This is a genomic window from Candidatus Thiodiazotropha endolucinida, from assembly GCF_001715975.1.
GTDB lineage: Bacteria > Pseudomonadota > Gammaproteobacteria > Chromatiales > Chromatiaceae > Thiodiazotropha > Thiodiazotropha endolucinida.
The window spans coordinates 105909-130282 of the sequence record NZ_MARB01000014.1 but is presented as its reverse complement, the minus strand read 5'-3'; the positions used below and the strand labels follow the sequence as shown (position 1 = coordinate 130282).

Annotated in this window: 20 protein-coding genes; 11 read left to right on the top strand and 9 right to left on the bottom strand. The window is 51.6% G+C overall.

Going from position 1 to position 24374, the window contains the following annotated elements; all coding sequences use genetic code 11:
• Window positions 1-527 precede the first annotated feature (527 nt).
• Entirely contained in the window at window positions 528-2009 is a 1482-nt protein-coding gene (locus tag CODIS_RS13065; protein ID WP_069125831.1) for a serine/threonine-protein kinase, read from the top strand.
• 41 nt (window positions 2010-2050) lie between these two features.
• Here the strand turns inward: CODIS_RS13065 and CODIS_RS13060 are convergent, their stop codons facing one another.
• Window positions 2051-2842 carry an alpha/beta fold hydrolase gene (locus CODIS_RS13060; protein WP_154723122.1) on the bottom strand — a complete coding sequence of 264 codons (792 nt, stop codon included), beginning with the start codon at window positions 2840-2842 and terminating at the stop codon, window positions 2051-2053.
• Window positions 2843-2968: 126 nt separating this feature from the next.
• Between CODIS_RS13060 and CODIS_RS13055 the strand changes: the two genes are divergently transcribed.
• Together CODIS_RS13055 and CODIS_RS13050 are read left to right on the top strand one after the other, a co-directional pair.
• Complete coding sequence (locus CODIS_RS13055; protein WP_069125826.1) at window positions 2969-6058, top strand: caspase family protein; 3090 nt, start codon at window positions 2969-2971, stop codon at window positions 6056-6058.
• Between the two features lie 145 nt (window positions 6059-6203).
• On the top strand, window positions 6204-8795 hold the full coding sequence (locus CODIS_RS13050; protein ID WP_069125823.1) for an autotransporter domain-containing protein: 2592 nt from the start codon (window positions 6204-6206) through the stop codon (window positions 8793-8795).
• On the opposite strand, the gene CODIS_RS13045 is transcribed toward CODIS_RS13050, so the two are convergent.
• The gene (locus tag CODIS_RS13045) at window positions 8792-9550 is read right to left on the bottom strand and encodes a YkgJ family cysteine cluster protein (protein WP_069125821.1); all 759 of its coding nucleotides are present in this window, start codon (window positions 9548-9550) and stop codon (window positions 8792-8794) included. The genes CODIS_RS13050 and CODIS_RS13045 overlap by 4 nt on opposite strands.
• 41 nt (window positions 9551-9591) lie before the next feature.
• Here CODIS_RS13045 and CODIS_RS13040 point away from each other — a divergent pair, with 41 nt between their 5' ends.
• The gene (locus CODIS_RS13040; protein WP_069125820.1) at window positions 9592-10086 is read left to right on the top strand and encodes a GNAT family N-acetyltransferase; all 495 of its coding nucleotides are present in this window, start codon (window positions 9592-9594) and stop codon (window positions 10084-10086) included.
• 413 nt (window positions 10087-10499) lie between these two features.
• Here the strand turns inward: CODIS_RS13040 and CODIS_RS13030 are convergent, their stop codons facing one another.
• The 7 genes from CODIS_RS13030 to CODIS_RS13005 all read right to left on the bottom strand — a co-directional run bounded on the left by CODIS_RS13030 (window position 10500) and on the right by CODIS_RS13005 (window position 16685).
• Window positions 10500-11612: a DUF2169 family type VI secretion system accessory protein gene (locus tag CODIS_RS13030; RefSeq protein ID WP_069125816.1), complete on the bottom strand. Its 1113-nt coding sequence runs from the start codon at window positions 11610-11612 to the stop codon at window positions 10500-10502.
• A 12-nt stretch (window positions 11613-11624) separates the two neighbouring features.
• Window positions 11625-12029, bottom strand: coding sequence for a hypothetical protein (locus CODIS_RS13025; RefSeq protein ID WP_069125813.1), 405 nt, complete (start codon window positions 12027-12029; stop codon window positions 11625-11627).
• Window positions 12030-12115: 86 nt separating this feature from the next.
• Window positions 12116-12250 (bottom strand): hypothetical protein, encoded by a 135-nt coding sequence (locus CODIS_RS21525; protein ID WP_268805713.1) that lies wholly within the window; start codon window positions 12248-12250, stop codon window positions 12116-12118.
• A gap of 28 nt (window positions 12251-12278) precedes the next feature.
• Window positions 12279-12782: a hypothetical protein gene (locus CODIS_RS13020; RefSeq protein ID WP_069125810.1), complete on the bottom strand. Its 504-nt coding sequence runs from the start codon at window positions 12780-12782 to the stop codon at window positions 12279-12281.
• Window positions 12783-12808: 26 nt separating this feature from the next.
• A complete protein-coding gene (locus CODIS_RS13015) occupies window positions 12809-13321 on the bottom strand; it encodes a hypothetical protein (protein ID WP_069125808.1) in 513 nt (170 codons plus the stop codon).
• A gap of 83 nt (window positions 13322-13404) precedes the next feature.
• On the bottom strand, window positions 13405-14433 hold the full coding sequence (locus CODIS_RS21605; protein ID WP_083220749.1) for a PAAR domain-containing protein: 1029 nt from the start codon (window positions 14431-14433) through the stop codon (window positions 13405-13407).
• A 59-nt stretch (window positions 14434-14492) separates the two neighbouring features.
• Entirely contained in the window at window positions 14493-16685 is a 2193-nt protein-coding gene (locus tag CODIS_RS13005; protein WP_069125802.1) for a type VI secretion system Vgr family protein, read from the bottom strand.
• A 431-nt stretch (window positions 16686-17116) separates the two neighbouring features.
• On the opposite strand from CODIS_RS13005, the gene CODIS_RS13000 reads away from it, so the two are divergent.
• The 7 genes from CODIS_RS13000 to tssE all read left to right on the top strand — a co-directional run bounded on the left by CODIS_RS13000 (window position 17117) and on the right by tssE (window position 24371).
• Window positions 17117-18550, top strand: coding sequence for a type VI secretion system contractile sheath domain-containing protein (locus CODIS_RS13000; RefSeq protein ID WP_069125800.1), 1434 nt, complete (start codon window positions 17117-17119; stop codon window positions 18548-18550).
• 267 nt (window positions 18551-18817) lie between these two features.
• The gene (tssA, locus tag CODIS_RS12995; RefSeq protein WP_069125798.1) at window positions 18818-19855 is read left to right on the top strand and encodes a type VI secretion system protein TssA; all 1038 of its coding nucleotides are present in this window, start codon (window positions 18818-18820) and stop codon (window positions 19853-19855) included.
• Between the two features lie 79 nt (window positions 19856-19934).
• Window positions 19935-20468, top strand: a complete 534-nt coding sequence (gene tssB, locus CODIS_RS12990; protein ID WP_069125795.1) for a type VI secretion system contractile sheath small subunit — start codon at window positions 19935-19937, stop codon at window positions 20466-20468.
• 3 nt (window positions 20469-20471) lie between these two features.
• The gene (gene tssC / locus CODIS_RS12985) at window positions 20472-21971 is read left to right on the top strand and encodes a type VI secretion system contractile sheath large subunit (protein WP_069125793.1); all 1500 of its coding nucleotides are present in this window, start codon (window positions 20472-20474) and stop codon (window positions 21969-21971) included.
• Between the two features lie 32 nt (window positions 21972-22003).
• Window positions 22004-22492 carry an Hcp family type VI secretion system effector gene (locus CODIS_RS12980; RefSeq protein ID WP_069125791.1) on the top strand — a complete coding sequence of 163 codons (489 nt, stop codon included), beginning with the start codon at window positions 22004-22006 and terminating at the stop codon, window positions 22490-22492.
• Window positions 22493-22979: 487 nt separating this feature from the next.
• Window positions 22980-23789, top strand: a complete 810-nt coding sequence (locus CODIS_RS12975; protein ID WP_069125788.1) for a type VI secretion system accessory protein TagJ — start codon at window positions 22980-22982, stop codon at window positions 23787-23789.
• A gap of 66 nt (window positions 23790-23855) precedes the next feature.
• A complete protein-coding gene (tssE, locus tag CODIS_RS12970; RefSeq protein WP_069125786.1) occupies window positions 23856-24371 on the top strand; it encodes a type VI secretion system baseplate subunit TssE in 516 nt (171 codons plus the stop codon).
• Window positions 24372-24374 lie beyond the last annotated feature (3 nt).

Here is a 24374-nt window from a genome sequence, read left to right as displayed (position 1 = left end):
ATCAATCGCTAGATTGAGCGGTAATTACACCGCCAAACGAATTTGACGGCTGACGACGGGTAAAAATCAACAGCCTGCTAGCAGTATTCGGATTGGGCGGAGTGGGTGATTAGGCGGAACAAACGATTCCAAATGAACTGTTGTGAAAAGGGATTCTTGAAAACTGTCTGTACCGCGCACTGGCTCTATATCCCCAGCAAAATACTGATTTCTCTATTGTATCTAATCCAGTAAATTCGGACCCGAAAATCAACAGCCTGCTAGTGGCTCTTCCCCAGATTTGGTGGATAACAAACTGCGAAAAAAAAGCCGCAAATGAACGCCAATCACCGCTATTAGACACAAAATGTTTGCAATGAAGATACTGCCGATTATGCACTTGAGATCCAAACACTGTGTGATCGGCTATCTTACAGAGGCTACGACCATTATGCGTAATGTCATATCATTTGCGATAGTTTGCGGTGATTGGCGTTCATTCGCGGCTAACAACCCTTTATGGATTTGCTAGAGAGGATTCAAGGTTAGTGGCTACACATGATGACGATCGTCCCTCCCCTGATGATGAAGCGACGCGTCTTGCCACGACCGACAGTACGGATAAGCAAAAGTCTACCGGCACTACCCATCCGACAACCGATCCCGGAAAGAACGTCACTGAAGCATTGACCGCCATCTCTGAAGAGCTGGCCAATGGAACCTCTACTGTAGTTGCTGTCGGTTCGGTACTGAAAAACCGCTTCGTGCTGGAAGAGATGCTGGGACGGGGCGGCATGGGCGTGGTCTACAAGGCCCGGGATTTGCGCAAAGTCGAGGCGATGGACCGGGATCCCTATATCGCGGTCAAGGTATTGTCGAAGGATTTTCAGGCCAATCCGGACTCTTTTATAGCCCTGCAACGGGAGAGCAAGAAGGCGCAGCAGCTGGCGCATCCCAACATCGTGACTGTTTACGATTTCGACCGGGACGGTCCGAATGTTTTCATGACCATGGAGCTGTTGGAGGGTGAGCCCCTCGATCAGCTGATCAGGCGCCTGCGCCCGGCCACCCTGCCGGCTCAGCAGGCCCTCTCCATCATCGAGCAGATGGCCCGCGCGCTTGCCTACGCCCACTCCGAAAACATCGTTCACTCCGATTTCAAGCCGGGTAATGTCTTTCTCACCTCTAAAAGCGTGGTCAAGGTGGTGGATTTCGGCATCGCCAGGGCCGCAAAAAACGCCGACCGTCCCGCAGAGGACGCCACTGTATTCGATCCCGGATCCCTCGGCGCCCTGACACCGACCTATGCCAGCTGTGAAATGCTGGAGTATGGCGAGCCGGATCCGCGGGATGACGTCTATGGCCTTTCGGTGGTCGCTTACGAATTGCTGGCGGGCAGCCATCCCTTCGATCGGAAACCGGCGACCTATGCACGGGACCTGGCACTCAAGCCCAAACGTCCCAAAGAGTTGTCGAAAGAGATCTGGAATGCCATCTCCCATGGATTGGAGTTCGAGCGGGAAAAGCGGACCCGCAATGCGACAGAGTTTCTCAAAGAGACGTCAGGTCCCCGGCAGGGGAGGGACAACCTGCTTCCGAAATGGGCGATTCCGGCTGCCGCAGGCGTTATTCTACTGCTCGTCATCACCATCGGATCCCTGCTGTTCAACGGGCAAAATGGCGAAGTCCAACCTGAAATCGTGCTGCAGGAGACGACATCGCTGGAGCCGGAACTCAGGGCGAAGATTGAGAGCATCCTCGAGGTCGCCGAGGTGCATATGCTTGTCGGTCGGCTGCTGGAACCCCCTGGCAGCAGTGCCTATGACGCCTATCAGCAGATATTGATCATGCACCAGCAAAACAAGCAGGCAACCCAGGGCCTGCAGCAAATTGGCGATTATCTTGCGGAGCAGATCAGAGGCCTGATCGAGTCGAAACAGCTTCAGGAGGGAAAGGCGCTGCTGGAAAAAGGGCTGGATGCCCTGCCCGACCATCAGGGATTGATCAAGTTACAGCAAGATCTACAATAGACTCATTAAGGGATCTTGCCGGTCAACGATTAAAAACACTGTTATTTCAGCGTTTCATGACGCCAGACGCACCGGACGTCGATACAGGCGAGCACCTCATTCCAGATCTCCTCCCAACAACAACCATGGGTGAAGTCCTCTAACAGGATCATCTGACTGTCAGGTTGATTGATTAAAGCATCGCGTATGATACTGGGAGGTACGTTGCCATCCTTGCCCCCTGCCAGATGGTACTGCCGAATCATCGTTGGCAGCGTCGATAGCAGTTTTGGATTCCTTGACCCTTCCAATGGGTCGTAACCATGCAGGTCGGCCCATGATTCAATATCCAGGTTACCGGCAACGGTAACGATGCTCCGGGTCTCAGGTAATCTCTCAGCCATCAGCATCGCCAAGCTCCCTCCTCCACTAAAGCCCAACAGGTGGAGGTTTTCATGCCCATAGTCACTCATCAGCTTCCGTAGCGCCCTGGACATGCTGTCTATCACTTCCTCGGAGTAGCGTGCAGAGGTCCAGTAATCCGGCATACAGGGATGCTGATTCGCATATCCATGGTAACAAGGCCGACCCAGGAAGAGACTGGGGGATTCATCCATTGCCATCAATTTCAAAGCAATAGGTTTTCTTGGTGTGGGATCGCTGGCTTTAATGAATCCACCGATCCAAGGGGTGCCGTCCCCCCCCAGATAGACATGCAGGGTGGATGCGGTGCCCAACTTCCCGTTATCGAAGACGACATGGAGGAAATCACTGCCCATTATCTCGGTTTTTTGGAATCCCTGTTCCTGCGCCATCCGTTCAAATCGTTGACTGGGTGTGGAACAGGCAACCATCAGCATGCATGCTGCGACGCAACAAATAAGTGAATATGTCATAGATAGCCGATTAAACCATTTCCAGAGGGATTTGAATTGTCTATTCTTTATCGAGAAGCAAAATTATTAGGTTTTGGATATACCATGTTACATCTTCGTTCAATCAAGCAAACACCCAACATCAAACCTGTACCGCTGATCATCAGCACTTTACTCACTGCAGTGCTGGCCCTTTCAGGCTGTCAAACGCAGAGCACCCGGCAGAGCAGCGCAGACGCGGCGGCACCGGTTACCGGCAACCCGGATAAATTTCTGATAGTCGACTGCCTGTTGCCTGGTCAGGTACGCAAACTGGGTGCCAATATGACCTATCTCTCACCCAGGCGGCCGGTGAAAACCACTGCCTCCGAGTGTGAGATTCGCGGTGGCGAATATGTGGCATTTGACCGTGCAGACTACCGAACCTCCCTGCGTGTCTGGCTGCCCCAGGCCCAGGAGGGTGACCCTGTGGCGCAAAACTATGTGGGCGAGATATATGAGAAAGGGCTCGGTATTGAGCCCGATTATGCCACTGCCGCCGCCTGGTATCTAAAGGCGGCGGATCAGGGTAACTCAAGGGCGCGCATCAACCTGGGCTTTCTCCATGAAAAGGGCTTTGGGGTGAAGAAGGATCTGGCTCAGGCACTTAACTGGTATCGCAAAGCCTCCGGTCTGGAGGATGACAACCTGCAATTTTCCTCCGCGGTGGAGATCTCCAAGGCCGAACGGAAAGAACTGCGTCTTCTGCAGCAGGAGAGACAGCAACAGAAATCAGAAACAGAACGGTTGCGCAAACAGCTCAAGAACACCAGCACACAGTTGAAATCGGAAAGAGTAAAGCTGACAAAGGCTGAAAAACGACTCAAAAAGCTGAGATCTGAAGCTGGAATTCAGCCTGCAATGACGACCTCTCCATTGATTACAGCCGCTTCCGATGTCAAACAGCTGAAATCTGAACTGGCTGTCAGCGAAAAACAGGCGCAGCAACAGCGTACCCAGATAGCGGTTTTGGAAAAGGCGCTTACGAAGCAACGGACACAGATGGACAGTGCCCTCAAACAGTCACAGCTGGAAACCGAACAGCAGAGAAAACAGGCCGCCATACTACGGCGTAAACTTGATGAAACCAACCAGCAGTTGATAAATGAAAAGGCATCGCTTACCTCAACCGAGGCAGAGCTGGCGATGCTGCGCTCGGAGTTGAGCCGAAAAGAGAAACTATCCAAGGTTTCCCAGGATGAGGCACTCTCTGCACTGCAGGCGCAACTTACCGAGCAGGAAAAGGCCGTAGTGGCCCAACAGCGTAAGATCGTGGACCTGGAATCATCACTCTCCACTCAGCAGACAGAGATGAACGAGGCGCTCCGCCTCTCGACCCAGGAGAAAGCCCAGTTAGAGGAGGCGTTGAAGGTTCAGACCGGCAAGGCCAGCCAATTGAAACAGAAACTTGACCGGACACAGATTGAACTCGATCGGGCAATTGCGGATATCGAGAAGAATCAGCCTGTGCTTTCCGATCAACGCCGGCAACTGGAACTGGCGCAAAAAACATTGAATGAGACAACCAGCAAGAGCATCACCCTTGAACAGACGGTAGTGCGCCTGCAGCAAGACCTTGAGAAGCGTGAAAGTACGATGGGACAACAGGGACAGGCAGTCGCAAAGCTCCGGGAACAGCTGACCAAATACCAACAGCGCCTGCAAGTGCTGGAACAGGAAAAGATCAATCAGCAAACCGCCTTGCAGGGTGATGTCGCCAAGCAGGAGCGCCAGATTGCGGAGTTACGCCAAAAACTTGGGGAGACAGAGCGACAACTCGACGCTGATCAGGCACAACTGGCAAAAGTAAACCCTGACCTTGCTCGTCAACAGTCACTGCTAAGGAAGACTCAAAAGGAGCTTGTCGCCACCAAGACGGCTGCCGCACGAAAGGAAGCGGAAGTCATTCGTCTGCGCAAGTCCGAACAGGACTTTCTCGATCAGATTCAGCAACAGCAGATCAAGATCGACCGTTATCAGGCGGAAGCGTTGCGTTACAGGGCCCAGTTAGCCGATCTGAGAGCCAATGAACAGGCCAGTCTGGTATCCGGACCGACAATCGAAATCATCGATCCACCGGTTGCCCTCACCCGTGGCATTCCAAGCGTCCGTTTACGCTCGGCGGCAAAGGAGCGGCAAATAACGGGACGGGTTGTGGCACCGGCCGGGCTGCTCTCTTTTACCGTGAACGACAAAACCGAATCACCCGATAAGCTGGGTATCTTTTCAACCAATGTCAGAGTGGAGGATGAACAGACCCCGGTAAAAATGGTTGCTGTGGATAAAAAGGGACAACATACCAGCCTCGAGTTTCTGCTCATACCCAAGTTGCGTTATGCCAGTAGTGCAGAGGAGCAGCTGAATACAAGCAGTGACTCCCGCAGCACCACCCGACGGATCGCCGGACAGGTTGATTTCGGTAATTATCATGCGCTGATCATCGGAAACAATCAGTACAATGACTTTCCCAATCTCCTCAGTGCCAGTGTCGATGCAAGGGAGACCGCGGAATTACTACGTACAAAATATGGATTCCAGACAACAACACTGATAGACGCCACGCGTTATGACATGCTCTCGGCACTCAATCAATTGCGTGAGACCCTGACAGAAAATGATAATCTGCTTATCTATTATGCAGGACACGGTGAACTGGACAGAGTGAATCTGCGCGGCTACTGGTTGCCCGTGGATGCAGAACCCAACAGTACAACCAACTGGATCTCGAATATCGCAATCACCGATATTCTCAACGCAATGTCGGCAAAGCATATTCTCGTGGTTGCCGACTCCTGTTATTCTGGTTCCCTTACTCGCTCATCCATGGCACGATTGGAGTCTGGGATGTCCGATGAGGTCAAGACCAAATGGCTTAGAGTGATGGCGAAAACCCGGTCTCGCACTGTATTGACATCAGGGGGTCTCAAACCTGTACTCGACCAGGGTGGCGGTCAACACTCGGTATTCGCCAAGTCTTTTCTTAGAACACTGGCTGAGAATGATTCTATACTCGAGGCTTATAAGTTATTTCGAAATTTGGCAAAAGAGGTACAGCAGACAGCTTCGAGATTCGGCATCGACCAGATTCCGGAGTATGCACCCATTAAGCATGGGGGACATGAAGCAGGGGAATTTTTCTTCATACCCCAAGGTTGATCAGCTTATAGGCTGACAACAATAAAGAACTTACAAAATCCGGGGAGGATATCAAATGTCTGATTGTGGTAAAAACGCGCCAGGGCGTAAGCTTTTTGTCACTCTGTTGAGATACAGCTCAGTACTTCTTTTACTGCTGTATTCTATGAACGCTTTCGCAATATTCAGTGTATCACCCGCAAGCATAGACTTTGGTGGTGTCGGTGTCGGCACCAACAGCGGTGTAATGACCGTGACGTTCAACAACGATAATTCAACGTCCTCCATCGACTTCACCTCCATCACTGCGACTGGCGATTTCACTATCGTCAGTAACAACTGTCCTCTATTACCAGCTCTTCTCGATGAATTGACGAGCTGTACCGTCGACGTCAGATTCAATCCTTCTATTTCCGGTCCGTTGGCCGGCGCATTGACTTTTGACGGCCACGACCGATCGATTGTCCTCGGCATGGGATTCCTGCCTTTTACCACGTCTGTATTGCTCAGCGGCACGGGACTGATCGGTGATCTGGCAATAGATGGCAATGCCGTGGATCTGGGCGCTGTGCCATTGGGAGTACCCAGCCAACCTGTAGCTGTTCCACTTTCCAATGCAGGCAATGACGCAGTCAATATCACTACAATCTCCGCAACTGCGCCCTTCTCGCAAACCAATGACTGTCCGACAGTCCTCAATGCCGGCACCAGCTGTACCATCATGGTCAGTGTCACCGCCACAGGCTTAGGGTCACAGACCGGAACATTGACGGCAAGTGGCACCGCCATACAGGGTACGACCACCCGGTCCATCTCGCTGTTGGCAAACGCCCAAAGTGGTGTATTGGACACATCCTCCGACAGCATCGTCTTTCCCGATACGCCGGTAAACACCACCAGCAGCGCAGAAACTGTCACCATCACAAATACGGGCAACTCATCGCTCCTGGACCTGGCGGTGTCGAGTAGCGGCGACTTCACCCAATCCAATGATTGCCCAACCACACTTGCCGCCAACCAGAGCTGCACCGTCTCGGTGATGGCATCACCCACTACTGCAGGCGATGTATCGGGCTCACTCGATATCTCCGCAACCGACGCGGGTCGCACTGTTAGCAGTACAGTGGCCCTTAGTGTGGCTGCCACTATCGCTGACTTGGTCACATCCGAGACACAGCTCTCCTTTCCTGACGGAACGGTTGATGCATCCAGTCAACCTCAGGTTGTGACAGTCACGAATCAAGGCAGTGCGCCACTCACGATCAACTCCATCACGACCGAGGGCGATTTCACTCAGACCAACAATTGCGGAAGCGAGATTACGGCAGGCAGCAGCTGTGACATTCAGGTTGTATTTACACCGCAATCCACTGGGGCCGCAACCGGTGCCTTGAATATCGACACCAGTAACGGTTTATCAAGAATCGTTCTGTCGGGCAGTGCCGATACCGCACTCAGCAGTAATCCGGTTGCCGATCTTCTCAGACCCTTCAGTGGCGACAACCCGAATATTCTGTCATTAATTGATGTCATCGCCGAAGCCTGTCCCAGCGGCAGACTCAGCGATAGACTGCAGGAAGATTGTAATGCTGTCGTCGGTGCGGCAATCGATGGCGATAGCAACACCCAAACAGCGCTGTTTCAGGTAAGCCCGGAAACAGCCACTAAGGCCAATACCACCTCCCGCCAAGGCAGCGAAACCCAGATACGCAATCTGGGGACACGCATCTCCGCTCTGCGCACCGGTGCCAGGGGCCTCTCGTTCAAGGGACTCGATCTGCAGATAGATGATCAGAATCTACCCATTGAAATGATTGCAAAAGCATACCAGGACGCGGGGCGTCGCGGTGGTGGCGCCAGTGACGATAATCAGTTGCTGGCATCGAGACTGGGTGTCTTCGTGACCGGTGATATCTCTACCGGCGAACGGGATGAGACCGATCTTGAAACCGGTCTCGATTTCGATACCGTCGGTATTACCATCGGTGCGGACTACCGGATCACCAACCAGTTTATTCTGGGTGGTGCGGTAGGTTTCATCGACACCGAAGCCGAACTGGAGAACGATGCCGGCGAACTGGATACCCAGGGAATCAGCCTGAGCCTGTTCGGCACCTATTACAGTCCGCAGAACTATTTTGTCGATTTCTCCGCCACCGTCGGCAAAAATGACTTCGACCAGAAACGGAGTATCGTCTACACCCTGGGCGGCCTGGCGGATGTCAGTCAGGAACTCAAAGCGGACTATGACGGTGACACTGTCAGCCTGTTCATCGGTTCCGGTTACGATTTCAATCGTGGCGCCTGGTCCTTTGGACCCCGTGCCGATCTGGAGTACATCAAATCCGATGTCGACGGGTTTACCGAGGAGGTTTCCGATCCCACAGCCGACGGTGGTGGATGGGCGACTCGTGTGGAGGATACCGATCAACGTTGGCTGACCCTCAACCTGGGCGGCAAAGTCTCCTACACGCACAGCGCTGACTGGGGCGTCCTTATCCCTTATGCAAGGCTCGATTGGCTGCATGAGTTCGAGGATGATTCTCAGGTGATCACGGCACATTTCATCGAGGATCCGGCCGGCATGGGGATCGAGATTCAGACTGACGATCCAGACCGGAATTACCTGCGCCTGCGCTTTGGTACATCAGCCCAATTCCAGAACGGGGTGGTCGGCTTTATCGATTTCGGCACCATCCTCGCCCATAGCGAGTGGAGTGCCCATACCCTCAGTGCGGGACTGCGAATGGAATTTTAGCCGCCAAGGCTTTCTAGAAAGCGATTCACCCAATCTATGGCAGGTGCAGGGGCCGGTTGTTCGATCTGTATCGACTCTGCACTTGCCAATAGTTGGATCAAAGGCATGAAACCGGTATCGCCGTTTGAATCCCGGCTGCTCATATTGTAAAGAATCGAAGAGACTCTTTTTGGCAGGACCACGTTTTCCACCACTGCCGGATCGGGCTTGACGCAATAGACAGGATCGGAGACGACCAGGAATTCCCGGCAACTCAAGGGCCGATGCGGATGTATCGAACAGGATTGATCCTGCAAAAAAGGGCATGCCAGGTCGAGATCGAAATAGGCCAGGCCAATGGCCTTGATTCGTTCCTTGTCATGATCAAGCGCAGCCTTCTTCAGCTTATCGAATAACCCGGAGCCCGCTTCCTCCAGTGCGGCCATGTTCTTTGCAAACCTCGATCTTACTTCTGAACGTCTTGCCTCAGGCAATGTTTCTATGAGGTTTAACAGCGCTGCACCTTCTGCTTTACTGATGGGTACCAGATGAGAGCAACAGGCACTACATCCATTATGACAGGAGATCCGCTTGCCGCTCTCAATCACCTCGGCAATCGCGATTTCAACCACTTTGTCTGTAATATTCTGGAAGAATGGGAGTAACTCATGCAACTGAATCGCTTCATTGGAAAACTGGGCAGAGAAGCGAATGGTGCGGTTGCCTATGCGGATTTCAGCATTTACTGTCGCTGTTTGTGGGTTGACGTCCGTCAAAATCCAGGCTCTTTGGTTAAATAGCGTTAGGGATTGTAACGATGGCAAATAATGACATGCTTATCAAGCTCTTCAATATGGATATCGATTGGAGTTTCATCTCACAGCAGGCAGAACGACAGGTGACTATTCGCAAGCCGATTGGTCCCGATCAATGTGCGGTCCTTTCCTGGGCTGAAAGGCACTTTCCACAAACCTGGTTAGGGGAGTTTCAGCGGGCACTGAACAATACGCCATGCTCATGTTTTATCGCACAACGCGAGTCATCTCTGCTTGGGATTGCCTGTTACGACGCTACCGCACTCGGTTTTTTTGGTCCCTTAGGTGTTGTTGAGTCGGCACGCGGCAATGGTATCGGCAGTTCACTGACCAAAGCATGCCTGTTGGATATGCGACTGAAAGGCTATGGCTATGCAGTAGTCGGCATGGCGGACGCATCTGATTTCTACCGCAAGGTCGCCAGTGCGGTTGAGATACCCGACTCCAACCCGGGTATCTATCAAGCCACATTAGCGCTTAAAGCTCCCGCCGATTAACAGCCTGTTAACCCAATTATTGTATGAATTTCCCCAGAAATGGGATCGAATCGATAAAACAAAGAACGGATATCACTACACTGGTATTTTCATCGTATACCAATATTCGATTTATTGATCACAGTGCAGGAGTGTAGAGAATAGTTGATTAATGCTATTTTGCCGTTACAGAAATATATACAACAGTAGCGCCACAACTATAAAGAACCCTGCCACTCGAGCTTTTGCCTTAAAAAGAGGTGTGTTGGTTTTCTTATCCGTATGCCGGTACATTTTCCATGCCGTCATTCCATGATATACACCAATAGCCAAAAATAGCAGCGGCATCCATGTTTGGATTGATATCGCGGTCATTTCAGTTAACTAATTTTGCATGATTATCAACAGGTATTTATCGTGCTTGGATTATCTCTTCAATCTTTTATAGCAGATTGTCTCTTTCTATCTCGTACCATATGCTCCAATGATGGGTAATAGGCTTTTCCCAACTCACGCGCACGCCACCAACCTCGTGATTTTCTTCCGATCAGTATCTGAGGAATCTCTAGAATATTTTTATTCAGTGGTACAAAAGTACGCCAAGTCATTGAGAAAAGTCCCTGGTCAGGCTCCAGAACGATAGTGTCTATCACCGCCTTTTTTTCAATGCTCTTGCCCATTTGATAAAAGAAAACCACAGGCACTTCAATCTCGGGTAAGGTAAAACCGGTATGCCCTTCCTCAGTCAGGTTTTCCAGAAACACTCGTTCTCCACCTTGAGGATAGGGAATCTGTTGATCAACAGGTGCAGACTGAAAGTAGGCAGAATCAAAATCTGCAGGTGGTAACGGAAAGATATTGTCACGCCAGTTCTGATCGTACGTACCAGCCAGTTGGAGTCGCGGAACCCAGCTTCTTCCTACCGGACCGAACGACATCGGAGTATAAGTTCCATTTGGCATGGTCACTGGTCGTTTCAGCTCCTCCGTGTTTGGCATTGGCGAACCGTTGACAAAAGATCGGCTCAATTCCCGGTGGTAACCCTTACCGACAGGATTCTTCATGAATACACTGTGCTTATTTATATTCTTATGATGATCATCTATACCGCCAAATGCACAATCATAGCTGATCGGCATTCTGTCAAAGATACCTGCATAGCCGGGACGAATTGCAATATTACCCGATTCCCAAAAGCGATCGCCTGTGACGGCGAATGATTTTAACAGGGGTCCCAGTCTCAAGGTTACTTCAACTCTAGCTGCCGGCTTTTCTCTAGGCGAGTATGCACTCCCGATCAATAGAACATCGCAGTGCCGCTTGAAAGGCGCATAATCAAGCTCATGGAGCGGTGCGGAAAAGCCAGGCTCACCTGTGTAGATATCGGCCTCTACCAATGGCTTTTGCGGTTCGGTATAGTCGGGCTGCCCGCCCCTCTCGGGCATAGTGAATGTACCTTTCACTATGACCACAAGCAGTTCACGGCCATCAGGCAACATACTCATGGTATACCCGACCTGCATTGGTGTGGCGTTAAGTAATTCCATTTCTGCTGATCTTTACTCAGCAGCGTTCAATGGTGGTGCTGTCAATTGCATGCCACTCTGACGACAGGCCGCTATTTGTCGCTGCCATGCTTGCTGATTAGCCTGGTTGCGCCCATGTTCGGTCTGAGTATCGTATTCCCGGGTTAAACTATCCGCTCGCTGATCATGTTCGCGCATGGCCAGGAGCAGTCTGTTTCTTGATCTTCCCCGCAAGGTTCTTGCTTCCGCCACAAGATCCCGATAGCAGAGGCCGACTATATCGAAATGTCCCTGTTCGTGCGCCAGGAGTTCAGCGGTTTTCGCGGAGACGACCGCCCATGACCCGGCGGCATTCAAAACCATCTCGAACTCCATCTCGCCCAATCTGTGTTCTGACGCCTCTTCCACTACCCTGACTCTGCCAGGCCGAAATCCCATGGAGATTCTTGCATCCTCCGATTCACCCCTGGGCCGGTTTTGAATGTCTCTGAAATCGCTCCACGTCAATTGTCTGGGCCAACCGATTAATGTAGGACCGGGTTGTCCAGGCGATGCTGCCGCACCCTGTGGTTGGGCAGACCCGAATCCTGCATGGGCGATGTCAGGGGATGGGCCAGGTGGGACCGGCCGGTTATTTCGGGCAGGCGATGGGTTGTCACACATGATCACCTCCTATATTTTGCCCTCTCACTCTACTTTCGCCATACATAATCGTTGATAATAGGGCAACAAGGTCTCCTCGGTTAGGAGCCTGAAATAGTCATCAAATCTTTTCAGATCATTTTGGTGCGCCTGTTTCGTATTTACGGCAGTGATCACACTATCACAGCACTGAAACAGATTGAGCTCATTCTGCAAATAGTCCGTGGTGCTTTTTTCCTGCGGCGGCACTCCCTTGCCCATCGGTTGATCCACAGCCTGATCAAGCGAAAAATATGCGGGTGTAACGGCTCTCAACTCATGGAACCGGCCATGCTCGGCATCGAACAGGGCCAACAGGCTGGGGGGCCATATCTGATAGCCTAGTTCCGGGTTCACCGCCTCTCCTCTGCCCACCAAAAAAGCAAACAGCAACCTGTCATTGCCGATTACCGGGATGGGCAGACTCATATAATTTGCAAATTGAAGTGACGGACTGATGAGGTTTCTTGCCGATGCGGTGACGACCGATGTGGATTGTTGCTCAGACATTGAATGGATACCTGTAGATTCAGCCTCTAAGAATTGGCGGCACGTCCAACCCAGTGTAAAAAATCCCCTCCGAACACATCATAGAAAGGTAACAGGGGCTTTTCAGCATGCCGGTCAAAGTAGTGGACATACTGTTTGGCCGCCTGCTTGATTTCGGCACTGATCCCAGCGTCTCCTTTCAGAAATGCGGGGATCAACATGTCATAGAGTGTCCAAATGCGTTCAAACTCCGGAATGATATCCTCAGGCTTTTCGAATGCCGGTCTGTTGTGAATCCACGGGGGTGGCCTTAAGTTTGGCACATCCATTTCGAATCGTTTCAAGGTAATAAATGTGGTTCCGGTAAGATCATAGATGGCAACATATTGAGGCTCTGTGATCGCTGTTCCATACTCCGGCGTAGTACGGGTAAAATAGATAAGCCGTCGTACAATGACTCTGTTGTTCTCTAACTTCACCATTGGCAAGGTGATACCACGCTCTACCGGCATCATATTCGCGTGCTGTCCGATCTGCCGGACCGCTTCTTTCATGGACATGGCGGATATACCTGTCGTGTAAATAGATAAGAACAACAAAAATAGTCTGGCATACAAGAATCCCCTCTGTTCCATCATTCTGGCTACCAAATCGGGTTGTTGGTAACAGCCGCGCCATTGGGAGAAAATCCATTTGCCACCGCATTGTTCGCACCTATCGTGAGAAAATTTTGAAACTGCGCTGCGGTGGCTCTTTGGTTACAGGCGCCGATACCGGTATCGTTGTAAATGACATGGGTGATATTGCCATCGTCATCGTACTCATAACCGGTAACCAGTACTGCGTGCGCGCCTGTCTGGGTTCCCCATCCCGGAAGACCGGCCACATCGCCATTGGCAATCACTCCCCTGCTTTGGGAAAGCGCAGTCTCAAATTGACTGAGCTGAAGACCTGTTGAAGTGGGTGCTATCCTGCTTGACGGCACACCGTTATTGCCTAGAATCGAAACCTGTTGACCTGAGGTGGTGCCACCGCTGTACCAGGCCTGATTCGCCGCCGTCACGGGACCGCCGCTTCCGGCACTGCCGATGGCGGGCTGGGATGCATTGTTATTGGCAATGGCAGTATTCATCATGGCTTCCTGGCCGGGATTTGATCCGGTGGCTTGCTGTACGATCTGCCTTGAAGATTCAATGCCGCAATTGTTGTAGCTCTGACCGGGGGTGTTGGATGCAATGGGATTACCACCCGAGTCGTTGGATCCGGGGGCAGGGTTTCTTCCCGCTGCCATGTTTTGACAGGCCTGATTGCCCAATCTGGGATTGCCGGTGACGCCGGACAGGCCGATCAGTACCGTCGGGCAGCAAGGGGGCATGATCACCGATCCGGGATGAGTACCCTGATCGCTCATCCTGGCGGCCGGCATATTCATGATGGGTACTGGAAATGCGCCACGCAAAATGGGATTTGGCACCGGAATGGGGGTCAGACAAAGACTCATGTCCCCCATCCTTGCCGCAGGTCTGCCACCTATCCATACAGTGAGCGCACCCGGTAGTATTATCGGCAATCCAGGCGGTGGGGCGTGGGGGATCGGCGGAACAGCAGGAAGTACTTGTGGTAAACTACACAAGATCGTATCGCCCACCCGCGCGGCAGGTTTGCCACTCATTTCTCGTCCCCCTCATTAACAATTCGCCGATGTCCGTTCATCTGCATTCTTACTTTTTATCATGTATTGATTTTAACCATAGTGCCCTTAATTGTGATGATACCGCCAGCATCGATATGCACCTTGCCTGCAGCGGTTTTGAAGGTCACATCGGTTCCTGAAACCTCGATCTTCCCACTCGGTTCCATGCTGATGGACGCGGCACCGGTTTTCAGTTCAATCTTGCTCGCGGCCGTCAGTTCATATTTGTCCTGACAGTCGATGCTGTACTTTCCTTTTATACTGGATTTCTTTTCACCTTCCACCTCCTCTGACAGGTCTCCACCGACCGTTTCACCCCTGTCACCGCCAACACTGGCTTTTCTGTCGCCCGCCACTGTCTCGAGTTTGGCGCCACCGACCTCTTCCGCCTTGGCGCCCCCCACTGTTTCGTTCATAGCCGCACCGACAGAGACCTGATACGCAGCACCGATGGTGAGCACCTTGGCGGCGCCTACGGTCTCCGTGCTGTTGACACCCGTGGTTTGCGACTTGTTCAATGCCACGGTCTCTGTTTTGTTGGAACCCACCGTTTGTGTCATGTCAACACCGATGGTCTCGGTATGATTCTTGGCGACGGTAATGGTCTTATCGTTATTGACCTGCTCTGACTTGTCATGTCCGACGGTGAGTGAGCGATCATAGCCTACGCTTTCGTTGCGGCTGTTCTCGGTGATGTTCTTATGGTTCTTCTCGGCATGAATATAGAGTTCTTCGGACCCCTTCTTGTCTTCGAAGCGAATTTCGTTAAAGGTACTGGGGTTACCGCCTTTTGTACTGCGACTCTTGATGCCGCTCTGGGTCATATTGGCGGGCAGATCATAGGGCGGCATCTGATCCGCATTGTAGACCCGCCCGGTGATGATCGGCCGGTCCGGATCACCCTCCAGAAAATCGACAATCACCTCCTGGCCGATGCGCGGAATGTGCATCGCTCCCCAGTTCTTCCCCGCCCACACCTGCGCCACCCGCACCCAGCAGGAACTGTTCTCATCCCGCTGCCCATAACGGTCCCAATGAAACTGCAACTTCACCCGGCCATACTCGTCCGTGTAGATCTCCTCGCCCGACGGACCCACCACCACCGCCGTCTGCGGCCCCTGCACCATCGGCTTCGGCGTGGTCCGCGCCGACCGAAAACCCTCCCGGGTGTCCATGCAGCTGAACTCACACCCGTATAACGGCCCCTCCGCTATCTCAGGCACCGACTCGAAGGCATCAGACTGCAACATATAATACGCACCCGTCACCAGATACTCCCGGTTCTGATCACCCCGTGGATGCTCGGTCATGGTGAACAGACCGCCCGTTGTTATCCCGCGCGCATTGCCTTTCCCTTCCAGTACCTCATGACCTACCTGCAACTCCTGTATCCGGTGCCTGGCGTAAGTCTCTCCATCTGGCGGTACATCATACTCGCCCGGATAATCGTAGATCTCATAGTCCGCATGGGGGTGGCTTCTCGGCATCAGGGCATTCGTCGAAAGATCCGACTTCGGCGTCTCGAAATTGTAATCGGTCTGCGCATACTTTCCCGGCCGCACCGACTTACTGAACTTCCAGCTGTGAATGTAATCACGCCAGCGGCTCGACCCGGTCTCCGTAGGCGGTAAATAGGGAATCTCCGCATACGCCTCCAACACACTGTGCGAACTGTAGTCATCACACAATATCAACGTGTGCTTGCCCGACTCATGCTTGAAGTAGTAGTAGATCCCCTCCTGCTCCATCAACCGGCTGATAAAATTGAAATCGGTCTCGCGATACTGAACACAATACTCCCATTCCCGATAACTGCCGCTCAGCTGATCCTCAAAATCACTGAAACCATTGTCCTGAAACACCTCCTTGATGATGTCAGGCACCCGCTTGTTCTGAAAGATGCGACAGTCCGAGGTCTGCGTCAGCAGCCAAAACCACGGCCGTAGCGTGACCCGGTAGTGGGCAAAATAGGCCATGTGCCCAACCTGGGTGAAACGACTCACATAACCGTCGAAATAGCGCTTGCTGGTGTTCACCATGTCCATCTCGACCGTCATCTTCTTTCCCAGCAGGTCGTCATGGGACACCGATTCGTTGTCACTCAGCAGGTCCACCGTAAATTCATACAACCGGCCCAGCTCCTCACGCCCCTCCAGCTTGAGGATCAAGAGCTCGTCCGGGCCCAACGGGGTTTTGATCTGTAGCTGCCGATTACTCTGTGTGAAAGCCATCCAAGACTCCTGCGCATCTAGTTAAGCATTGTCATTGTTTGTCTCATGCCTAAACGCTCTCGAGATGGAGAGATTATACGAAAGCATGTTAAGTATTTAGAGTATGTGATTCAGAATAGCTTGGGTCAATGCTGTCGTATAGGTAGTTTTGCACAATGGCTGTGTGTCACTTTATACAATGCACTGCACAATAATCGATCCAGTCGCCACTATGCCGAATACCTGATTGCCTGATTATTCGACCTGGCGGCTTCCGTTAAGATACTTAGGCGAGACACAAATGAGTAGTCACACAGTGTGATTTATAGCCAAATACTCAATAAACAGACCCTTGCGGACATTGAACAGTTGCTACGACCTGCTACGCTTGGGGTTTGTTGAGTGACATAGTTCCGTTGACAGCTACACACTGATAAGGATGAGATAATAATATGTCGGAGCGAATGCACTTCTCGGTCGAGCTTGGTAAAAAGACGGATCGAAATCACATACAGGATTCCGCCAAAGGCTTTACAATTGTCATGCTTGGAAGCTTTGGCGGAGGCACCGGCACCGGTAATCCAATCACAGAAAGCGGCCATTCACTGCACAGCATCGAAACCGATACCCTCGACAAAAAGATCGCAAAATTACATCCTTCGCTTACACTGTTGGGCAACTCGGGCCAACAAATCACTCTTCGATTTAAATCCCTTGATGATTTTCATCCCGATGTACTGCTGGACCAACTGGCCGATTATCGACCGGTAACGGCTGAGCAACAGACACTAACCTCCTCTGATCATCGTAGCGAGGAAATATCAGCCGATGATGAGAGATCTGATGAAAACGAATCGCAAAAGGAGACACTATCACGGTTGCTTGGTCAACGCCCCCTGTCCGTGGAACAGCAACAGGAATCAGGTTCGTCTTTAAACAATGCCAAACAATCGATGATCGCGGATGCGGTTCGTAGGCTTGCCGAAAACGCCTCTGGTGTGGATCAGTCCGATACATCCGATGAATCGCCGGCCGATACGCTCGATGAGACAGACAAAACCATTTTATTAAGAAGTGTGCTGCACAATGAAAGTTTCCAAAAACTGGAAGCAAGCTGGCGTTCCGTGGATTGGTTGTTGCACAGTATTGAGCCCGATCCCTCTATAACATGCTATCTCTTGGATATCCGGCGCTCCGAGTTGGAACTGGAACGGTCGAGTCATACGGAACCAACAACTTCTTCCCTCTATCGAGTAATCAGAGAGACGCTTGAACGACGAGATTTATTAGAATCCAGTTTTATACTTATAGATAATCACCATTATGGCCCCGATCAGGAAAGTACAAAGATGCTGGATTGGTTGGGATTACTGATGGATTGTTTTGACGGCACCCTGCTGGCCGGATCCGCTTCAAGTTTCCTCAACGATCAGGCCAAATTCGGGGATACCTTCAATGCCTGGCACACCTTCAGAAAGCAACCCTCAGCCAGGAGAATAGCACTGCTGTATCCCGAGATGCTGCTCCGCCTGCCCTACGGTTCCACCACCGACCCTATTCAATCACTATCATTTGAAGAGCTAAATCAAAACTGGACGATTGATGAGATGTTATGGGGCAACCCGGCCTATGCGCAGACGGTTGTGCTGATAAATCGGTGGATGACCGAGGGGGATACGGTCCAGGCATCGTTATTGACCGATTTACCGGCCTATACCTACCAGAGCGAAGGTGAGCGTCACCTCCAGCCCTGCACCAAACTACTGCTGAATGAGCAACAGATCGAGCAATTACTCAATCTAGGTCTTGTCCCGGTTATCGGCAGCCGCAACAGGAACACCATTCAACTCCCCTGGTTCCAACACCTTGGCTTTTCCAGCGGTTGACGGCAATTTTATGGACAGCGCAACACAAGTGCCATCATGTAAATGTTCACCAGCTCCGTTAGCGACGATAAACCAGGGTGTAAATAATTACTATATTGACCAAAATGGTAATATTTAACTTCCACTTATCGGCAATTGTTATAGTATCAACTACAACGGTTTTGTGCTAAACCTAGTGGTTAAAAGGGATATGCGAAATCAACATTGGAAAGACAGAAACAGATCAGATAAGCAAGTAGAATCAAATAGTGCGATCAGCACTATTTCATGGGGGATGAAGGATTGACGACGACCATTGACCTTGAAAAACTTCTCACTGCGGTCTCAGAGGAAGCCCCGGCAGGTTCCGACTTGGAATATGATCCTCTGTTCAGTGAGATGGAAAGGGCATCAGAGGGTAAAGCGGAACAGGAGTTCGGTGACACGATTGTTCCGGCCGAAGACCCGGACTGGCGTGAACTGAAAAACAAGGCACTACAGGTTTTGCAGCAGAGCAAGGATTTGCGAGCTGCCATCTACCTTACCCGCGCGTTGATTCACACCGATGGCTTTGCCGGACTCTCCGACGGTCTCGAACTCATCAGGGGGTACATTAATCAGTATTGGGAGAGCCTGCATCCTCAACTCGATCCTGAGGACAACAACGATCCTACGATCAGAATCAACACCCTGATCAATCTATGCGACCCCTTTGACACCCTGGCCGCCGTCAACAAGATTCCAGTGGTTGCATCCAACGTCATGGGGACCTTCAGTTACCGGGATATTCAAATTGCCACAGGCAACCTGCAACCCACCGATGCGGATAACCAGGAGATTGCGCTGGATCAGATCGACGCTGCATTCCGCGAGTGTCCATCGGAACAGCCGCAACAGACCCTGTCCCATATCCGCAGTGCCATCGAGTGTGTAAACGCGATAGAGAGCCAGCTGAATGAACGAGTAGGCATCGACCAGGCGCCTGATCTTCAATCCCTCGTGGATCATATGAAACTGCTGGAAAAAGAGGTTGCGACTCGAGCCGGCGTCGACACGATGGAAGCTGACACGATGCAGGATGGTAGTGGCGTATCGGCACAACAGCAAAACACATCTTCCGGAACCATCAACAGCCGTGACGATGTCATCAGTGCTTTAGAGCGAATCAACCAGTATTACCGCAAACATGAACCTTCCAGCCCTATACCATTGCTACTCGATCGAGCAAAGCGGCTGGTGAAGATGGACTTTTACGAGATCGTCCAGGACTTGGCGCCGAATGGCATGTCGCAATTTGATTTTCTGTGGAAGGAAGAGGACAGGTAGGGCCAGGAAACTACCCTGCCGGAATCGATTTTTAGTGGCAACATACCGAATTGGTTTAGAGATAATAGAGAGGTAGATCGTGGCAAAAGAGAGCAGCCAGAAGTTTGTAGCCCGAAACCGGGCACCCAGGGTCCAGATTGAGTACGACGTGGAACTCTACGGGGCTGAAAAGATGATCCAGCTACCTTTCATCATGGGAGTGATGGCGGATCTATCAGGCAAACCGGAAGAGGCTTTAGCGCCGGTAGCCGAGCGTAAGATGCTTGAGATCGATGTCGATAATTTTGATGAACGTCTCAAAGCCATGAAACCGCGTACGGCCTTCAGGGTACCGAATACATTGACAGGTGAAGGCAACATCAATGTGGATATCACCTTTGAGAGCATGGATGACTTTTCACCTGCGGCGGTAGCCAAAAAGGTCGGCGCCTTGCGACAACTGCTCGATGCTCGTACCCAGTTGGCCAACCTGCTGACCTACATGGATGGTAAATCCGGCGCGGAGGAACTGATCGCCAAGGCCTTGAAAGATCCGACACTGCTGCAATCACTGGCATCTTCCCCCAATCCTGACGAAGCATCATCTGAGGATTCGTCCTCAGCAGAGGAGTAAAGCATGGCTGAAACAGATACCCAACAGGCCGAAGGCAAAGAATCGACAACTGGCGTAGTCCCTGACGAGTTTTCAGCACTGCTTCAACAGGAGTTCAAGCCCAAGACCGAGCGAACCAAGGAAGCGGTTACCAGTGCTGTACAGACGCTGGCTGAGCAGGTGCTGAAAGAGACCAGCATCGTATCCGACGATGCCGTCGAAACCATCGAGGGCATCATCGCCGAGATCGACAGAAAGCTCACAGAACAGGTCAACCTGATCCTGCACCACGAGGAGTTCCAAAAGCTGGAAGGCACCTGGCGCGGACTTCACTATCTGGTTAACAATACCGAAACCGACGAGATGTTGAAGATCAGGGTGATGAATATCTCCAAACAGGAACTTGGCAAGACCCTGAAAAAATTCAAGGGGACCGCCTGGGATCAGAGCCCGATCTTCAAGAAGGTCTATGAGGAGGAGTATGGCCAGTTCGGCGGCGAACCTTATGGCTGTATGGTCGGCGACTACCATTTCGACCAATCACCGCCCGATGTGGAGATGCTCACAAACATGTCCAAGGTTGCGGCGGCGGCCCATGCCCCATTCATTGCCGGCGCTGCACCGACGGTCATGCAGATGGATTCCTGGCAGGAACTGGCCAACCCAAGGGACCTGACAAAGATCTTCCAGACGCCTGAATACGCCTCCTGGCGCTCTCTGAGAGAGTCCGAGGACTCCCGTTACGTCGGCCTGGCCATGCCACGTTTTCTGTCACGCCTTCCTTATGGCGTCAAGACCGATCCCGTCGAGGAATTCGATTTTGAAGAGGACACGGAAGGCGCACAGCATAACAAATACACCTGGTCGAACTCCGCCTACGCGATGGCGGTAAATATCAACCGGGCGTTCAAGATGTATGGCTGGACAACCCGTATCCGGGGCGTTGAGTCCGGTGGCGCAGTGGAGAGTCTGCCGACACACACCTTCCCCACTGACGATGGTGGTGTGGACATGAAATGTCCGACCGAGATCGCCATCTCGGATCGTCGTGAAGCTGAGCTGGCCAAAAATGGTTTCATGCCGCTACTTCACCGCAAAAATTCTGACTTTGCCGCCTTTATCGGCGCCCAGTCTCTGCAAAAACCATCCGAATATGATGACCCGGATGCAACCGCGAATGCCAACCTGGCGGCACGTCTCCCCTATCTCTTTGCCAGCTGCCGTTTCGCCCACTACCTGAAGTGTATCGTTCGCGACAAAATCGGCTCCTTTAAAGAGCGTGATGACATGGAGAAATGGCTCAACAAATGGATTCAGAATTATGTTGAGCCCAATCCGTCAACAGCATCCGAAGAAGACAAGGCGCGCAAACCGCTGGCAGCCGCCGAAGTTGTTGTCTCAGAAGTTGAAGGCAACCCTGGTTACTATACGTCTAAATTTTTCCTGCGACCGCATTACCAGCTGGAAGGATTGACGGTTTCTCTACGACTGGTATCAAAGCTACCTTCCGAGAAGACAGCCTGATACCGCGAAACCACTAACTGGAGGATTTAATCATGGCAGTTGATATGTTTATGAAGATTGAGGGGGTTGATGGTGAAAGCACCGATGATGCCCACAGTAAATGGATCGAATTATTGAGTTACAGTCACGGGGTATCACAGCCTGTCTCCGGCGCCAGCGGCACCGGTGGTCGAACCGGCGGACGAGCCGATTTCTCGCCTTTTCTGGCGGTAAAGACCATAGACAATGGGACACCCGATCTCAACATCAAGTGCGCCAAAGGCGAACACATACCAAAAGTGGAAGTCGAATTATGCCTGGCTTCAGGTGACAAACACACTTTTATGAAATACACCATGGAAGATGTCATCGTCAACTCGGTCATGCCCGGTGGTAGTGCAGGTGATGAGACCAAACCAATTGAAACCGTAGAATTCGCATACGGCAAGATCAAATGGGAGTACACGCCTATTGATCATACCGGTAGTCCTGGTGCCGCCACGGACAGAACCTGGAATCTTGAGACCAACAAACAGGAGTAATGCATCTCATAACAGGTCACCATTCAATATAATTTACAACAGACACCATTACTCCCCCAGGGGGAGTAATGGGTGAGTTGACCCAAGGAACTGTCTGCCTTGGATTTTGCGTCAAGGGAGCAAAGATACCATCGTAATTTGCGAAAGCTTCGGGATCACTCATTGTACTCGTCATCACAGGTATCCTTGAGCAGTCGTCAACGTGGGTATTCTGATCATGAATCGCACATTGAACACACTCTGGAGCCTGTTAACACTCATTCAATCGGCTCTGTTGTACTTGAAAAAGCGCCAATCAAGGCGCGAGGAGAGAGGATTGGTAATTCCAAACCAACAACGAACAACAACGCATCGCTCATTCTGCCTTGCCGGAACGAAATAATAATCCCCCCGGACTGATTGAATGAGTGTTAACAGATCCTAGCAATCACAATTCATTAGGGTCGTTGCAATTTGCCTCGATCAGAGAGCATATAAGGTCATCACGATGGATGCAGAAGAACTTTTAAAACAAGGTCAATTAGACGAGGCTCTCCAGGCACTACAGCAGACAATCCGAAAAGAGCCCTCGAACGCTAAATTACGGGTATTTCTCTTTCAATTACTCTGCGTAATCGGTGAATGGGAACGCGCACTGAGTCAATTGGACGTGGCAGGCGACATGGATTCACTGAATCTACCGATGACGCAGACCTACCGCGAGGCCATTCATTGCGAACTGTTCCGAAAAGAGGTATTCAGCGGTGAGAAATCCCCTTTGATTTTCGGCGATCCCCCCGAGTGGACCGCATTTCTCATCGAAGCGCTGAAACACGCTGGGGCCGGAGAATACGCTCAAGCCGAAACACTGCGCAATCAGGCCTTTGAGTTGGCGCCAGGAAGCGCCGGCACCATCGATGAGCAATCTTTCGAATGGATTGCCGATGCCGACAATCGTATCGGACCGATGCTGGAGGCGATCATCAATGGGCGATACTATTGGATTCCGATGCAGCGCCTGAAACAGGTGACTATCGATACGCCTGAGGATCTGAGGGACATGGTGTGGGCGCCTGCCCATTTGACGTTTGAGAACGAAGGACAGACTGTTGCACTGATTCCTGCACGTTACCCGGACACCGAGGAAGAAAGCGATGCGATGCTGAAGCTTTCCAGGAAAACCGAATGGCTGGAACCCTACCAAGGGCTCTATACCGGACTGGGACAAAGGATGTTTACGACCAATCTGGACGAGTATCCCCTGTTGAGTACCCGTCAGATTGATTTCAAAACATCGATAGACAGCGAAGCGGACTAGTCAAACCAATCATCAGTATGCATATCAAACGTTCCAAGCAAATGGCGGTTAATCGGAGTATTCAGTTTGAAAACCGCTAAACAACAGAATCAGTTACAACCGTCTCTGCTTGACCGGCTAACCGATGATGAGCCAGGCAAAACCCGTGAATCACAGGATAAGCGGATCATCTCCATGCGTCGCCTGCGACAAATGGTCATGCGTGATTTAGCCTGGTTGCTGAACACCACCAACCTCTCGACCACAGAAGATCTTACTGCCTATCCGGAGGTGGAACATTCAGTACTCAACTATGGTCTCACGGAGCTCTCGGGACATCTGGTAACGGGGATGGATCTTGCGCGACTGGAACGTCTGGTACGGCAGGCGATTCAGGATTACGAGCCGCGCATCTTACCGCAATCCGTCAGGGTACGCTCTATCAGGGACAGCGGCAAAGAGAGCCACAATCGATTGATGTTTGAAATCGAGGGTCGGCTATGGGCGGTGCCGACACCTTCCCATCTGCTTATCAAGACCCAGATCGACCTGGAGGAAGGTGGCGTGACCCTGTCCGATGCATTCAGTTCAGGGTTGGAGTAATCA

What these genes read in the sequence shown, in the direction of transcription:
- CODIS_RS21605 (WP_083220749.1), bottom strand. Translation starts at nt 14,433, where the DNA reads ATGAGTGGCAAACCTGCCGCGCGGGTGGGCGATACGATCTTGTGTAGT.
- CODIS_RS13015 (WP_069125808.1), bottom strand. Translation starts at nt 13,321, where the DNA reads ATGTCCATGAAAGAAGCGGTCCGGCAGATCGGACAGCACGCGAATATG.
- CODIS_RS13060 (WP_154723122.1), bottom strand. Translation starts at nt 2,842, where the DNA reads ATGGTTGCCTGTTCCACACCCAGTCAACGATTTGAACGGATGGCGCAG.
- CODIS_RS12975 (WP_069125788.1), top strand. Translation starts at nt 22,980, where the DNA reads ATGGATGCAGAAGAACTTTTAAAACAAGGTCAATTAGACGAGGCTCTC.
- CODIS_RS13025 (WP_069125813.1), bottom strand. Translation starts at nt 12,029, where the DNA reads ATGGGATTTCGGCCTGGCAGAGTCAGGGTAGTGGAAGAGGCGTCAGAA.
- tssC (WP_069125793.1), top strand. Translation starts at nt 20,472, where the DNA reads ATGGCTGAAACAGATACCCAACAGGCCGAAGGCAAAGAATCGACAACT.
- CODIS_RS12980 (WP_069125791.1), top strand. Translation starts at nt 22,004, where the DNA reads ATGGCAGTTGATATGTTTATGAAGATTGAGGGGGTTGATGGTGAAAGC.
- CODIS_RS13055 (WP_069125826.1), top strand. Translation starts at nt 2,969, where the DNA reads ATGTTACATCTTCGTTCAATCAAGCAAACACCCAACATCAAACCTGTA.
- CODIS_RS13020 (WP_069125810.1), bottom strand. Translation starts at nt 12,782, where the DNA reads ATGTCTGAGCAACAATCCACATCGGTCGTCACCGCATCGGCAAGAAAC.
- CODIS_RS13030 (WP_069125816.1), bottom strand. Translation starts at nt 11,612, where the DNA reads ATGGAATTACTTAACGCCACACCAATGCAGGTCGGGTATACCATGAGT.
- CODIS_RS13005 (WP_069125802.1), bottom strand. Translation starts at nt 16,685, where the DNA reads ATGGCTTTCACACAGAGTAATCGGCAGCTACAGATCAAAACCCCGTTG.
- tssA (WP_069125798.1), top strand. Translation starts at nt 18,818, where the DNA reads ATGGGGGATGAAGGATTGACGACGACCATTGACCTTGAAAAACTTCTC.
- CODIS_RS13040 (WP_069125820.1), top strand. Translation starts at nt 9,592, where the DNA reads ATGGCAAATAATGACATGCTTATCAAGCTCTTCAATATGGATATCGAT.
- CODIS_RS13000 (WP_069125800.1), top strand. Translation starts at nt 17,117, where the DNA reads ATGTCGGAGCGAATGCACTTCTCGGTCGAGCTTGGTAAAAAGACGGAT.
- CODIS_RS13050 (WP_069125823.1), top strand. Translation starts at nt 6,204, where the DNA reads ATGAACGCTTTCGCAATATTCAGTGTATCACCCGCAAGCATAGACTTT.